Raw genomic sequence first — 14,032 nt, forward strand, 5'->3', positions numbered from 1 at the left:
ATGTATTTGATGCAAATTCAGCGTGACTTCATCGAGCGCGTTATCAACACTATCGAAACCGGCAGCCCCGAGGGCGACTATGGAGCAATTTCCATCTACGCCGATGGCCCGCACGACATCCGCCAGATCACCTACGGTCGCGCTCAGACCACCGAATACGGCAATCTGCGTAGGTTGGTGCAGATGTATGCAGCGGCGGGTGGTCTGTATAGCGCCCAGTTAGCTGGTTTCGCGCCGTACGTGGGGAGCAAGGCACTTACGGATGACATGGCTTTCCGTGGCCTGCTGCGCGATGCGGGGCGCAAGGACCCCGTGATGCGTGCGGTGCAGGACAGGTTCTTTGCGGAAACTTACTTCGATCCAGCCATGCGCTGGGCGGATGACAACGGCTTCATTAAGGCACTGTCCGCCCTGGTGATCTACGACTCCTTCATCCACAGTGGCGGCATTCTTTGGCTACTGCGTCATCGGTTTACCGAGAGTCCGCCCGCCAGCGGGGGCCGCGAGGAGGTTTGGATCAACGAGTACGTTCGCGCACGGCACGACTGGCTGAGCAACCACGCACGACCGGTGGTGCGCAAGTCCAAATACCGGGCTGAAGGGCTCATGGCCCAGATCGAAGCGGGCAACTGGGACTTGTCCAAAGAGCCCATTCGTATGAATGGGACGGATGTTTTCAGTGACTGATCAATGTAGTCCAGCAAGTATTCACAGCATGGCATCGGAGATACCCATGACAGAGGCAGCGGATTCGCCACAACCCACAAATTCATCCGATGGGCCAGTGGTTCACCGAACCCTTGCACCCACGACACCATTTGAGGCTGTGTTCGGGCGCCACATCGGTAACGTGATTTTCACCAACCTGTTTGGTTTGATGATCCTGGTGTTTCTAGCGTGGGCATGCACGCAATTGGGTGCAGATGACAAGGCAAAGCTGGGATATGCCTTGGTTGGCCTCACAGGCATGCTGCTAGGCTGGGGCTGCGGGATGTATTTCGCACCCTACGGGAGCGAACTGAGCAAGCTCTTGACGATAGGCCAAGCGGTTTCGGCTTTTGCATCCGGGTATTTGGTGAGCAAGGTAGACCGCTTTGTCGAGGCCTCGCTCTTCCCAAAAGATGGCGGCATCCTCGCAGGTGATTGGCTTGGTGCAGCCATCTTTGCAGCGGCATTTCTGAATGCAGCGCTCGTGGTGTACAGCAATCGCTCCTACTTTCGAGAGCACTAACCCGAGGCGAACACGGTGTGCCACACCCTTTTGACCTTGCAGCTCCGACGTTCAGAATGAGCCCCTGCCCATATCGCGAATGGATGGAGATTCAATATGAGACCACTTGTTTATCCCGCTGATTGGCTTTCTCGCGATCAGCCGCCGCCTCTGGCAGACTTTGGCCGTCGACTTTTGGCCGAGGGCGACTCATGGTTCACCATCGGTACCCTGAATCTGCTGGCTGCGTCCAACGTGCTGTTCAAGCTGGAGGTCAGTCAGACAACGGCGATCGTGAATTGCGCCTACCCCGGTGACACACTGCAGCACATGGTGGAATGGTTCAACGACCCTTACTTTGACCGCCTGCTGAGCAAAAAGAACTTTGCACGCTACTGGGAGGGTATTTTGATTTCGGCGGGTGGCAATGATTTGATTGATGCAGCCCAAGTACCGCCCGAGCGCAGGGATGGCACACCAGTCCCGCGCCACCAGCGACTGCTACTCACCGCAGAAGAGGCAGCCACTTCCCCCGGCACGGGTGCTGAGCGTTTCATCAGCGAAGCCGGGTGGAACAATCTCGTCTCCTACATGCTTGCGAACTTTGCGGAACTGGTCGCGCACCGCGACTTGGGGCCAAGCAAGGGACGCCCCATCTTTCTACACACTTATGCAACACCTACCGTACGGCCATCGGGTACTGTGGGCGCGCCACAAGGGTGGCTGTACCCGGCACTACTTCGCTACGGATTGACCGGCGAGGCAGCCCAGGATGTATGTGACTTGCTATTTGGCCGTTTGCGCGCTTTCTTGCTAGCGCTGGACGAAAGCAGCGGTGAGCCCGAAGCGCAACCACAAGTGCATGTATTTGATTCAGCAGGGTTGACGACCATACAACGCGCCGACGCGCAAGCTACCGATTTGTCTGGGCATTGGGTGAACGAGATTCATCTGAGTCCAGATGGCTATGGGAAGTTGGGCGTGGCTTTCGGCCCCTGGATGGAAAGCCACTTGGCCAACTATCAATAGCCATCAGTTGGCGGACTGGTCTATTGGCTTTGGCAGGCAGAAGAGTCCTCCGCCTCATCCCCATGTAAACGCTTGTAGAAGTTGCACGATCTCTGCTTGCCGGTGGCAGCCCGTCTTGGTCAGCAGGTTATTTGCATGCGTACGCGCAGTGTGCCAAGTGCACCCTTGTGCCTGCGCGAAATCTTTGACAGTTCGACCCTGGGCCAGCATGAGCGCAAGACGCGCCTCAGTTTCTGTCAGCCCCAGTGCTATGCAGATATGTTCCACAGTTTTGACAGCCTGCGTGGAAGACCACACAAGCAATGCATGGGGGACGGCATGCAGCGCAGTTGCCAAAGGGTGACTGGCGCGCAAAGGCAAGATATGAACCAAGCACTCGCCGCCAAGGTGCTCACTGGCCGCAATGCGCACGACGCCTGCACGTGCGAAGTCTCCGACCTGGCAGGCTTCGGCTACACGGTGCTCCATTAAGCGTTGACTCTCTGGGTCGCTCGCGTGCATCACCCCTTGGCAGGACGTGAAACGGGCTCGGCCTGCAAAAACATGCTCGGCGGCAGCATTGGCATAACGCACACGCAGCCCAGCATCGACCACGGCCAGCGCTTGGGGCAAAGCATCCAACGCTGCAGCCCCCAGTGCCGCCTGCACTGCTAGCTGGCTGGCGCGGTAGCGCAGCTTGTTGGCCCGCACCATGTGAGGCACGAGCAGGCCGACCAGTGCCTGCTCGTCCCGGTCAAAGGGCTTTTGGTCGAGATGGCGCATGAAGCCCACGAAGTCCCGTGACGCCGCTCCATCACGTAGCGGTATGCATACCGTGTGCTGCATCCCCATGCTGGCAAGAAACTCTGCATAGATGGGCGCGCGGCGGATAGTGCTATCGCTGAAGTGCTCTTGGTCCCACCAGACCCCGCCTTCAAGCGTGGCCCACATCGCCGGCAAGCGAATGTCCTGGGGCATGTAGTGGCGTTCAAACTCCAGCACCTTTTCGTCCGGAGGCTCAGTGTCCTGCAGCGAGACGGCAACGCTGCGAGCGCTTTTGCCCAGGCTGGAGATATCCAAGTGGTGGAAGGCAGCACATTCCAGTTGTGCTTGGATACTTCTCAGCCCCTTCGCCCATTGGGCTGGCTCCAAGATGCCCTCGTAGAGAAGCGCGGTGATTTGATCGGCGATGGTAGTTTGGACGCTTGGCAGCATATTCCAGCTCGGCATCACTGACCACACCAGGGCGCACATTTACGCAGGATGGAGCCATCCACTCTGGCGCACAAGGCTGTCAACAAGCGTGCGCGCCGTTTGACAGCTAAGCAGGATATCCAAGGCAAGTCACAACGCGTATTCATGAGGCCAATCTTCCAAAGAGTGCTCCGCTCAAGCTCATGCTGAGATGCTTGTTTACATGCAAAAGCAATTTGTGCGGCTTACGCTGAGCGCCAATCACGACAGTTTGTAGCATGTGGATACAAAAACACCAATACCGAATATGCGCAGTTGAGTGTTTGGCATGTTGTGTGCTTGAATGATTGCGTGACGTAATCCTCACAGGAGCATGCAATGACCAGCCATAGCCTTGTTCCCCAGTCTCCCGCCCTGCGCCTGCCGGTGGCCCAGATGCGCAACGTGTTCCATCCGGGTGATGTGGAACGCAAGCTGGCCCGGTTGCAAGAGTCGGGCAACCAGCGCGAATACGAAACCCTGCGCACCGTGTACGAACGCATGCTGGAGCGTGGCCCGGAGCGTTTTCAGGTCAAGCCCTCGGGCGTGCCCGACATGGCCAGCCTGTATGAACAGTTGCCCAACTTCACCGAGGTGCTGGACGATGTGAAGCGCCATGTGGCGCTGGCGCAGGACAGCAGCGACGGACTGGAAGTCACGCCCATGCTGCTGCTGGGCCCGCCCGGCATCGGCAAAACCCACTTTGCACGCCACCTGGCCGAGCTGCTGGGCACAGGCATGAACCTGCTGCCCATGAGCTCCATGACCGCTGGCTGGCTGCTGTCGGGCTCGTCCGCACAATGGAAGGGCGCGCGGCCTGGCAAAGTGTTCGAAGCGCTGATCGAAGGCGAATACGCCAACCCGGTCATCGTGGTGGACGAGATCGACAAAGCCAGCAGCGATGCGCAATACGACCCGCTGGGCGCGCTGTACAGCCTGCTCGAATACGACACAGCCCAGAGCTTTACCGACGAGTTTGCCGAGGTGGCCATCGACGCGAGCCAGGTGATCTGGATCACCACGGCCAATGACACACGCGGCATCCCCGACCCCATCCTGAACCGCATGAACGTGTTCGAGGTGGAAGCGCCCACGCTGGAGCAGGCCCGCACCATCGCCCGCAACCTGTACCAGGGCATCCGCGCGGGGCATGACTGGGGCCGTCTGATCGACCCCGAGCCGCTGGACGACGTGCTGGACCACCTGGCCCAGATGCCCCCGCGGGAGATGCGGCGGGCGCTGATGACGGGCTTTGGCAACGCGCGGCTGGACCGCCGGTCTACCGTGGAGATCACCGACCTGCCCAAGGCCGCCATGGGGCGCAGCCGCATCGGCTTTGTGCAATAAGTAGCGCGGTCGCCGCCTGCTGGTGCCGCCTCCCCCGCCACGCCAAGCATAGGCCTGGCGCGGGGTTGCCACCATCCACCCAGGCAGCATCAGCAGGCCGGCGCACGAGGTGCGCAGATACACTTGGTGGCCCGTGGCACATACACCGTGCACCGGCTCCACCCTCGTCCCATGACCCTGTCCCAAAGCCTCTTCGTGATCGGGCTGCTGATTGCAGCCAGCGCCTTTTTCTCCATGGCCGAGATTTCGCTCGCGGCCGCCCGCCGCCTGCGCCTGCGCCAAATGGCCGATGAAGGCGACGCGCGCGCGGACCGGGTGCTGCGCATGCAAGAGCAGCCGGGCGACTACTTCACGGTGGTGCAGGTGGGTCAAAACGCCGTGGCCATCCTGGGCGGTATCGTGGGCGAAGGGGCGCTGAGCCCGCATTTCAGCGAACTGTTTGCGTTGTGGATGTCGGGCCCCACGGCCGAGCGGGCGGGGTTCCTGGCGTCCTTCCTCATCATCACCTCGCTGTTCATCCTGTTTGCCGACCTGTTCCCCAAACGCCTGGGCATGGCCGAGCCCGAACGGCTGGTGATACGGCTGGCACAGCCCATGGCCTGGTGCATGACGCTGTTGCGGCCGCTGGTATGGTTCTACAGCCGGGGGGCGGATGCGCTGTTCCGCCTGTTGGGCTTGTCGTCACTGCGGGACGACCGCATCACCTCTGACGACATCCTGGCGATGATGGAGGCCGGTGCCCGCGCCGGGGTGCTGGCAGCGCGCGAGCAACAGGTCATCACCAACGTGTTTGAGCTGGACACGCGCACTGTGTCCAGCGCCATGTCGCCGCGCGACCGGGTGGCGTTCTTCCTGCGCGACGAGCCCGACTCGGTGATCCGCCTGCGCATTGCGGCCGAGCCGTTTTCGACCTACCCGGTGTGCGAAGGCGACATCGACCATGTGGTGGGCTATGTGGATGCCAAGGATTTGTTCCAGCGCGTGCTGAACAACCAGCCGATTTCGCTGGCCGACGACAGTCTGGTGCGCAAAGTGCTGATCGTGCCCGACCGGCTCACGTTGTCGGAAGTGCTGGAGCAGTTCCGCCAAGTGCACGAGGACTTTGCGGTCATCGTGAACGAATACAGCCTGGTGGTGGGCGTGGTCACGCTGAACGACGTGATGAGCACCGTGATGGGTGACCTGGTGGGCCCGGTGGATGAGGAGCAGATCGTGCGGCGGGATGAAAACTCCTGGCTCATCGACGGTGTGACGCCCATCGAGGATGTGCTGCACGCACTGTCGCTGGACGAGTTGCCGCACACCGGCGAATACGAAACCCTGGCGGGCTTTCTGATGGTGATGCTGCGCCGCGTGCCGCGCCGCACCGACAGCGTGAGTTGGGGCGGCTACAAGTTTGAGGTGCTGGACGTGGACAGCTACCGCATCGACCAGGTCATGGTGTCCCGGCTGGGCGGGGCCTCTGTCGGCACTGCGGCGAACCCGTCAGCCCCCGCAGCAACCACCGCGCAGTGACCGGGACCCGGCCGGTGTCATGCCCCGTCCACTAATTTAATTAAGCGGCGGGCGACTGCGGCCGGTCGGCAAACAGCCACTTGCGCTGGGCCGCAAACACAGCATCTGGGTAGGGCGACCGGCCTCGGCTGCCGTTGTAGCGGCCCAGGGCCATGAACAGATCACCCTGCTCCCGGTCAATGTAGTGGCGCAGGATGACGCAGCCAAAACGCAGATTGGTCTGCATGTGAAACAGCTTGCCCGGGTCGCCGTCGCCAATCACGCGCGTCCAGAACGGCATGACCTGCATGTAGCCCCGCGCTCCGACGCTGGACACCGCAAACTTGCGGAATCCGCTTTCCACCTGGATCAGTCCCAAGACCAGGGACACATCCAGTCCCGCACGCTTGGATTCGTACCATACCGTCTGCAAGAAGTCGCGGCGCACCTCCAGGTCTGGCTTGCGCGGGCGCAGGCGATCGCTTTGCGTACCCAGCCACCGCAGGTAGTGCAGGCGCGCTTCGGTGGTGAAAAACTCCGGCTCGGGCGGCGCCTGGTTGGCGATGGCCGAACTCAGTGCGGTGCGCACCGAATCCATCAGGGGCTCCTCCAGCTGCCCACCGGCGTGCGCCACCTGCGGAGCACCCAGCCAGGCAGCGGGCGCTGCCAGCGACGCCAGCGACACCAGGCAGCCGCGGCGCGACAGCCCCCCGGGGCCGCCAGCGGCAGCAACCCACGGAGCGGTCAAGGGGGCGCCGCTCTTGCTCATACGGCCATGCGGCCCTTCACGTGGGCCAGGATGTCGGCCACGGCCACCTTGGTGGCTGCGGTGTCACGGCGGTGCTGGTACTCGACCACACCTTCCTTCAGGCTCTTGTCGCCGATGGTCACGCGGTGCGGCACACCGATCAGCTCCCAGTCGGCGAACATCGCGCCGGGGCGTTCGCCACGGTCGTCCAGGATCACGTCCACACCTGCGGCCAGCAGGTCGGCATACAACTGCTCGGCTGTGGTCTTGACGGCCTCGCTGCGGTCCATGCCCACGGGGCAGACCACCACCGTGAACGGCGCAATCGCGTCCGGCCAGATGATGCCGCGCTCGTCGTGGTTTTGTTCAATGGCGGCGGCGGGCAGGCGCGTCACGCCAATGCCGTAGCAACCCATTTCGAAGAATGCTGGCTTGCCATCGTCGCCCAGGAAGGTTGCGTTCATGCCCTTGCTGTACTTGGTGCCCAGGTAGAACACATGGCCCACTTCGATGCCGCGCTCAATCGCCAGCTCGCCCTTGCCGTCCGGGGAACGGTCGCCCGCCACCACGTTGCGCAGGTCGGCCACCATGTCGGGCTCGGGCAGGTCGCGACCCCAGTTGACGCCGGTGATGTGAAAGTCCACTTCGTTGGCGCCGCAAATCCAGTCGGCCATCACAGCAACTTCGCGGTCCACCACGATCTTCAAAGGCTTCTTCAGGCCGATAGGGCCCAGGTAACCCGGCTTGCAGCCAAAGTGGTCCTCGATTTCACCCAGCGTCGCGAAGCGGAAGCCCGCCAGTCCGGGCACCTTGCCCACCTTGATCTCGTTCATGTCATGGTCGCCGCGCAGCAGCAGCAGCCAGACCTGGGTCTTGACAATCTCACCGGCTTCGTTGGTTTCGTCTGTAGCCAGCACCAGCGACTTCACGGTGGTGTTGAGCGGAACACCCAGCAGTTCTGCCACGTCGGCGCAGGTGCTCTTGCCCGGGGTCGCCGTCTTGGTCAGCGCCTGCGTGGCAGCGCCGCGTGGTCCGGAGGGGGCCAGCGCTTCGGCCTTTTCCATGTTGGCGGCGTAGTCGCTCTGCGGGCAGTAGACGATGGCGTCTTCCCCCGTGGCGGCAATCACCTGGAATTCTTCCGACAGGTCACCGCCGATGGCGCCGCTGTCAGCGGCCACGGCGCGGTAGGTCAGGCCGAAGCGGTCAAAGATCCGCCGGTAGGCCTGCGCCATCACCTGGTAGCTGGCCTTGGCGGCCGCCTGGTCGCGGTCAAAGCTGTAGGCATCCTTCATGATGAACTCGCGGCCGCGCATGAGGCCAAAACGGGGACGGCGCTCGTCGCGGAACTTGGTCTGGATCTGGTAGAAGTTCTTCGGCAGCTGCTTGTAGCTCTTGAGCTCCTGGCGTGCGATGTCAGTGATCACTTCTTCACTCGTCGGCTGCACAACAAAGTCGCGGCCATGGCGGTCCTGGATGCGCAGCAGCTCAGGACCCATTTTCTCAAAGCGGCCCGTTTCCTGCCAGAGCTCGGCGGGCTGCACCACCGGCATGGTCAGCTCCACGGCGCCAGCGCGGTTCATTTCTTCGCGTACGATGGCTTCCACCTTGCGGATCACGCGCAGGCCCAGCGGCATGTAGTTATAGATGCCAGCGCCCAGCTTCTTGATCAGCCCGGCCCGCGTCATAAGTTTGTGGCTGACCACTTCGGCGTCCGCCGGAGCTTCCTTGAGGGTGGAAATGAAGAATTGGGAGGCTTTCATCGGGAATCGATTGCAGGCAGAACGGGGCCGTCCACTTGCTGCGCGCTAGGCGCCGTGCATAATGGACACAGTTTAAAAATTTGGGGTTTGATTATGCTTGACCGGGACGGCTTTCGGCCGAACGTCGGCATCATCCTGCTCAACCAGAAAAACCAGGTGTTTTGGGGCAAGCGTATACGCACCCACAGCTGGCAGTTCCCGCAGGGTGGCATTGACCGGGGCGAGACCCCCGAGCAAGCCATGTTCCGCGAGCTGCATGAGGAGGTGGGATTATTGCCCAACCACGTTCGCGTGGTGGCCCGCACCCGGGACTGGTTGCGCTATGAGGTGCCTGACCGGTACATCCGCCGCGATGCACGCGGCCACTACAAGGGCCAGAAGCAGATCTGGTACCTGCTGCAATTGATGGGGCATGACTGGGACCTGAACCTGCGCGCCACCAACCACCCGGAGTTTGACGCTTGGCGGTGGAACGACTACTGGGTTCCGCTCGATGTGGTGGTTGAGTTCAAACGCGGCGTGTACGAGATGGCGCTCACCGAACTGGCCCGCTATCTCCCGCGCCACGAACAGCGCAACCGCTATTTGCGCAGTGGCTTGCGCACCAGAGAGGGCGAACACACCGGCGCTGCGAACATGTTTCGCACGGGCTCCATGCTCGTCAATCCGGGCATGGAACTCCCGCCAGGCGCTAGCTTCGACCCCGACCCGCAAAACAGCATGCCGGGAGAGCTCGACGGTATGCCGTCGGTATCAGACACACCGCGCTGACTCAGGACCGCTCCATGCAAAACGCCTGCAAATGCAGGCGTTTTTTTGGCAGGAGGATCGCTTCTCAGCCCAGAACCGATGCACAAGCTGATCGATGCACGCTGTGAATCTCTAGGCACCCTGCGCCAGCACAAGGTTGTCGCGGTGGACCATCTCCGGCTCCGCCATGTAGCCCAGCAGTTTCTCAAACTCTGTCGAGGGCTTGCGGCACAGCAGGCGTGCTTCGGCAGCCGCATAGTTGGCCAAGCCACGCGCGATCTCGGCTCCGGACCCGTCGCGCACGGCAATCACATCGCCACGCGAAAAGTCGCCCTCCACCGCCGTCATGCCGATGGGCAGCAAGCTTTTGCCCTCATCGCGCACCTTGGCGGCCGCACCCGCATCCACCACCACGGAGCCGCGCAGCTGCAGGTGGTCAGCCATCCACTGCTTGCGGGCCTGCTTTTTCTGCGTCTGGGCGACCAGAAGGGTGCCCAGTGCCTCACCATTCACGAGACGAACCAGCACATCGGGCTCGCGCCCCCAGGCGATCACGGTCGATGCGCCAGAGCCAGCCGCACGCTTGGCCGCCAGAATCTTGGTGATCATCCCGCCCTTGCCGATGCTGGAGCCCGCGCCGCCCGCCATCGCTTCCAGCGCCAGATCACCTGCCTTGGCCTCGTACACAAATTGTGCGGATGGATCACGGCGCGGGTCAGCGGTGTACAGCCCCTTCTGGTCCGTGAGGATGATCAGGGCGTCGGCCTCCACGAGGTTGGCCACCAGCGCACCCAGCGTGTCGTTGTCGCCAAACTTGATCTCGTCATTGACCACCGTGTCGTTTTCGTTGATCACCGGCACCACACCCAAACGCAGCAGCGTGAGCAAGGTGGAGCGCGCATTGAGATAGCGCTCGCGATCGGCCAGGTCGGCATGGGTGAGCAGCACCTGCGCGCTGCCCATGCCCTGTTCGCGCAGCTTGGTCTCGTACATCTGCGCCAGCCCCATCTGCCCCACCGCTGCAGCCGCCTGCAACTCGTGGACTTCCTGGGGTCGCGTGGTCCAGCCCAGGCGCTTCATGCCTTCGGCAATGGCGCCACTGGACACCATCACCACCTCGCGCGGTGCGCCCCCGTCACCACGTACCAGAGCGGCCAGTTGGCGACTCCACTCCCCGATGGCAGTTTCATCCAGTCCACGCCCTTCATTGGTCACAAGGCTGGAGCCCACCTTCACCACGATGCGGCGGGCATCTCTCAATACGCTGGAAACCATTTTGATGTCTTTGATGCCGATAGCGCTACTGCTTCATGCCCGAGTAGCTATTAAAATTATAGCAATTCCTGTACTCTGAACGTCAAGGCGTCAGGCCGCCGCGTCACCAGCAAAACGAGGATCCACCTCCACCGGCTCGTTCTCCGTGCGCTGCTCGGACTGCACGTGGCGGAAGATGGCGTGGATCAGCGGCTCACAGCCCTCGCGGGTCAAGGCGGAGATCTCGAACACCGGGCCCTTCCATTTGAAGCGCTTCACAAAGTCCTTCACACGCGCCTCGCGCTCCTCGGCGGGCACCATGTCCAGCTTGTTCAGCACCAGCCACCGCGGCTTGTTGTAGAGCTGCTGGTCGTATTTCTTGAGCTCGTTCACGATGGCTTTGGCCTGGGCTACTGGGTCCACCGCCTCATCGAACGGCGCCACGTCAACGATATGCAGCAACAAGCGCGTGCGCTGCAGATGGCGCAGGAACTGGTGCCCCAAGCCCGCACCTTCGGATGCGCCCTCGATCAGACCGGGAATGTCAGCCACCACAAAACTCTGCTCAGGCCCCACCCGCACAACGCCCAGGTTGGGGTGCAATGTGGTGAACGGGTAGTCCGCAATCTTCGGCCGCGCGTTGGACACCGCCGTGATGAAGGTGGACTTGCCCGCGTTGGGCATACCCAGCAGGCCCACATCGGCCAGCACCTTCAATTCCAGCTTCAGATTCTTTTTCTCTCCAGGCCAGCCGGGCGTTTTTTGGCGCGGAGCGCGGTTAATGGCGCTCTTGAAACGCAAGTTGCCAAAGCCGCCGTCTCCGCCCTTGGCAATGGTGATGACCTCGCCAGGGGTTAGCAGCTCGTACAGCACCTCACCCGTCTCGGCATCGCTGATGATGGTGCCAACCGGCATCTTGAGCGTGATGTCTGCACCTGCAGCACCGAACATGTCGGAACCCATGCCATGCTCACCCCGTTTGGCCTCATGGCGGCGCGAGTAGCGATAGTCCACCAAGGTATTCAGATTGGGGTCAGCCACGGCGAACACATGCCCGCCGCGCCCCCCGTCACCACCATTGGGGCCGCCGAACTCCTTGTATTTTTCGTGCCGGAACGACACGCAGCCATTGCCACCATCACCAGCGGCAATGTCAATAAAGGCTTCATCGACGAACTTCATGGGGTATCCAGTTTACAAAAGGGCCTGCAGCATCCGCTGGCAATCCATTGTGGCGGAATGGCGACGCGTACTCCAGCCACCACACACCAACAACACATCAGTAACGCGTACAGACCAAACAACAAAGCCCCGACAAAGCGGGGCTTCGATGAGTGCCAGAGGAAAAATCCTCAGGCGGGTGTCACATTGACCGTGGACTTGGACAATGCACCCTTGGTACCAAACGACACGTGGCCGTCCACCAGGGCAAACAGCGTGTGATCCTTGCCCACGCCGACATTGGTGCCCGGGTGGAAACGCGTGCCACGCTGGCGCACGATGATCGAACCAGCGCTGATCAATTCACCACCGAACGCCTTGACACCCAGCATCTTTGGCTTGGAGTCGCGCCCGTTTCGCGTAGAGCCGCCGCCTTTTTTCTGTGCCATGACTAGCTCCTTCGATTAAGCAGCAATCGCACCGATTTGCAGCTCAGTGAACTGCTGGCGATGGCCTTGGCGTTTTTGATAGTGCTTGCGACGGCGCATCTTGAAGATGTGCACTTTGTCGTGCTTGCCGTGGGCCACGACGGTGGCTTTCACGGTTGCGCCGGACACCAGGGGTGTACCAACCTTCAGCTCAGCGCCGTTGCCGACTGCCAGAACTTGGTCGATCACAATTTCCTGGCCTACGTCCGCAGCAATCTGTTCTACTTTAATTTTTTCGCCGGAAGCAACGCGATACTGCTTGCCGCCGGTTTTTATGACCGCGTACATGTTGACCTCTTGATTTGAGTTCTGCAGACGAATTTCCGCAGAGCCCGCGAGTATAGCGCTTCTCCCGACGTTTGACCAGACCCTATCGCGCCACTCGGCATGGGGGCGTCAAATGCCGATGGGCTTGCGGTCGGCGCGGCGCGCCTTCCTATAATTCCGGCACTTTCTGTGACCATCATCTTGACTGACCATACCGCCCCCACAGCTCCCCCCCTCGCGCTCGTTGCACAAGACATGCACGAGGTTGACAAGGTCATCGGTCAGCGACTGACATCCAGCGTCCCTCTGGTGGCCCAGATTTCGCAGTACATCATCGCTGCGGGCGGCAAGCGCCTGCGCCCTGCCCTGTTACTGATGGTATGCGGAGCCTTAGGTTACCGTGGCGCCCATCGGCACAGCCTGGCTGCGGTGGTCGAACTGATTCACACAGCGACATTGCTGCATGACGATGTGGTGGACGCATCCACGCTACGCCGTGGCCGCCCCACAGCGAACGAAACCTTCGGCAACCCTGCCAGTGTCCTCGTGGGCGACTTTCTGCACACCCGGTCATTCCAGATGATGGTTGAGGCCGGAAGCATGCGCATCATGGAAATTCTCTCCGAAGCCACGAACGTGATTGCTGAAGGTGAAGTGCTCCAGCTCATGAACATGCACGATGCCTCACTGGACGAGGCAGGCTATTTGCGTGTTATCCGCTCCAAAACAGCCAAACTGTTCGAAGCCAGCGCCCGGCTGGGTGCCATCCTTGCCAACACCACCCCCGGCGTGGAAGAAGCATGTGCAACTTACGGGCAGGCACTGGGCACCGCTTTCCAGATCATTGACGATGTGCTGGACTACGACGGCGACGCCGCAGAAATGGGCAAAAATCTCGGGGATGACTTGCGCGAAGGCAAATCCACACTGCCACTGATCGCCGCCATGGAGCGGGGGACCTCTAGTCAAGCGGAAGTGGTTCGCCAAGCTATCGAACAAGGCTCGACCGAACAATTGGCAGAGATCGTGAGCATTGTCCGCCAGACCGGCGCCTTGGACGTTACGCGCGCCGCAGCCTTCGCAGAAGCACACCGCGCCATGGCCGCCGCCCGACGATTACCAGCCAATGCCTACTCGGAGGGTTTGCTAGAATTGGCCTCGCAACTGCTTGAGCGGCGGAATTGAAATAAGTATTCAATTCATTTGCAAACGCGATTGCAATATGCGGGGTGTAGCTTAGCCTGGTAGAGCGCTACGTTCGGGACGTAGAGGCCGGAGGTTCGAATCCTCTCACCCCGACCAAAAAAACACT

14 protein-coding genes and 1 tRNA gene are annotated in these 14,032 nt (G+C 61.3%); 8 read left to right on the forward strand and 7 right to left on the reverse strand.

Annotated features, from left to right (window positions below):
• The 3 genes from DNK89_RS08560 (at nucleotide 1) to DNK89_RS08570 (ending at nucleotide 2,239) form a co-directional block, all read left to right on the forward strand.
• Complete coding sequence (locus DNK89_RS08560) at nucleotides 1-687, forward strand: chitosanase (RefSeq protein ID WP_110959705.1); 687 nt, start codon at nucleotides 1-3, stop codon at nucleotides 685-687.
• 163 nt (nucleotides 688-850) lie between these two features.
• Nucleotides 851-1,231 (forward strand): hypothetical protein, encoded by a 381-nt coding sequence (locus DNK89_RS08565; RefSeq protein ID WP_153064272.1) that lies wholly within the window; start codon nucleotides 851-853, stop codon nucleotides 1,229-1,231.
• Nucleotides 1,232-1,327: 96 nt separating this feature from the next.
• On the forward strand, nucleotides 1,328-2,239 hold the full coding sequence (locus tag DNK89_RS08570; protein WP_153064273.1) for a hypothetical protein: 912 nt from the start codon (nucleotides 1,328-1,330) through the stop codon (nucleotides 2,237-2,239).
• Nucleotides 2,240-2,293: 54 nt separating this feature from the next.
• Here the strand turns inward: DNK89_RS08570 and DNK89_RS08575 are convergent, their stop codons facing one another.
• Nucleotides 2,294-3,448 carry a PAS domain-containing protein gene (locus DNK89_RS08575; RefSeq protein ID WP_161958933.1) on the reverse strand — a complete coding sequence of 385 codons (1,155 nt, stop codon included), beginning with the start codon at nucleotides 3,446-3,448 and terminating at the stop codon, nucleotides 2,294-2,296.
• Nucleotides 3,449-3,790: 342 nt separating this feature from the next.
• On the opposite strand from DNK89_RS08575, the gene DNK89_RS08580 reads away from it, so the two are divergent.
• The gene (locus DNK89_RS08580; protein ID WP_110959709.1) at nucleotides 3,791-4,798 is read left to right on the forward strand and encodes an AAA family ATPase; all 1,008 of its coding nucleotides are present in this window, start codon (nucleotides 3,791-3,793) and stop codon (nucleotides 4,796-4,798) included.
• 171 nt (nucleotides 4,799-4,969) lie between these two features.
• On the forward strand, nucleotides 4,970-6,313 hold the full coding sequence (locus tag DNK89_RS08585) for a hemolysin family protein (RefSeq protein WP_110959710.1): 1,344 nt from the start codon (nucleotides 4,970-4,972) through the stop codon (nucleotides 6,311-6,313).
• A gap of 40 nt (nucleotides 6,314-6,353) precedes the next feature.
• Here DNK89_RS08585 and DNK89_RS08590 read toward each other — a convergent pair whose 3' ends face one another.
• Nucleotides 6,354-7,061 (reverse strand): lytic transglycosylase domain-containing protein, encoded by a 708-nt coding sequence (locus DNK89_RS08590; protein ID WP_110959711.1) that lies wholly within the window; start codon nucleotides 7,059-7,061, stop codon nucleotides 6,354-6,356.
• The gene (locus DNK89_RS08595; RefSeq protein ID WP_110959712.1) at nucleotides 7,058-8,800 is read right to left on the reverse strand and encodes a proline--tRNA ligase; all 1,743 of its coding nucleotides are present in this window, start codon (nucleotides 8,798-8,800) and stop codon (nucleotides 7,058-7,060) included. Before DNK89_RS08595 ends, DNK89_RS08590 begins: the two co-directional genes overlap by 4 nt.
• A gap of 93 nt (nucleotides 8,801-8,893) precedes the next feature.
• Between DNK89_RS08595 and DNK89_RS08600 the strand changes: the two genes are divergently transcribed.
• On the forward strand, nucleotides 8,894-9,571 hold the full coding sequence (locus tag DNK89_RS08600; protein WP_015012721.1) for an RNA pyrophosphohydrolase: 678 nt from the start codon (nucleotides 8,894-8,896) through the stop codon (nucleotides 9,569-9,571).
• A gap of 111 nt (nucleotides 9,572-9,682) precedes the next feature.
• Here the strand turns inward: DNK89_RS08600 and proB are convergent, their stop codons facing one another.
• The 4 genes from proB to rplU form a co-directional block, all read right to left on the reverse strand.
• Nucleotides 9,683-10,825 (reverse strand): glutamate 5-kinase, encoded by a 1,143-nt coding sequence (proB, locus tag DNK89_RS08605; RefSeq protein ID WP_110959713.1) that lies wholly within the window; start codon nucleotides 10,823-10,825, stop codon nucleotides 9,683-9,685.
• A 90-nt stretch (nucleotides 10,826-10,915) separates the two neighbouring features.
• The gene (gene cgtA / locus DNK89_RS08610; protein ID WP_110959714.1) at nucleotides 10,916-11,986 is read right to left on the reverse strand and encodes an Obg family GTPase CgtA; all 1,071 of its coding nucleotides are present in this window, start codon (nucleotides 11,984-11,986) and stop codon (nucleotides 10,916-10,918) included.
• Between the two features lie 170 nt (nucleotides 11,987-12,156).
• Complete coding sequence (gene rpmA / locus DNK89_RS08615; protein WP_005794180.1) at nucleotides 12,157-12,414, reverse strand: 50S ribosomal protein L27; 258 nt, start codon at nucleotides 12,412-12,414, stop codon at nucleotides 12,157-12,159.
• Nucleotides 12,415-12,429: 15 nt separating this feature from the next.
• Nucleotides 12,430-12,741, reverse strand: a complete 312-nt coding sequence (gene rplU / locus DNK89_RS08620; RefSeq protein ID WP_005794184.1) for a 50S ribosomal protein L21 — start codon at nucleotides 12,739-12,741, stop codon at nucleotides 12,430-12,432.
• A gap of 234 nt (nucleotides 12,742-12,975) precedes the next feature.
• Between rplU and DNK89_RS08625 the strand changes: the two genes are divergently transcribed.
• Nucleotides 12,976-13,905 (forward strand): polyprenyl synthetase family protein, encoded by a 930-nt coding sequence (locus tag DNK89_RS08625; protein ID WP_110959715.1) that lies wholly within the window; start codon nucleotides 12,976-12,978, stop codon nucleotides 13,903-13,905.
• A 40-nt stretch (nucleotides 13,906-13,945) separates the two neighbouring features.
• Nucleotides 13,946-14,022: transfer RNA gene (locus DNK89_RS08630), tRNA-Pro, on the forward strand.
• The last annotated feature ends 10 nt before the right edge of the window (nucleotides 14,023-14,032 follow it).

The sequence above is a fragment of the Acidovorax sp. ST3 genome (assembly GCF_003231145.1).
Taxonomy (GTDB): Bacteria; Pseudomonadota; Gammaproteobacteria; order Burkholderiales; family Burkholderiaceae_C; genus Acidovorax.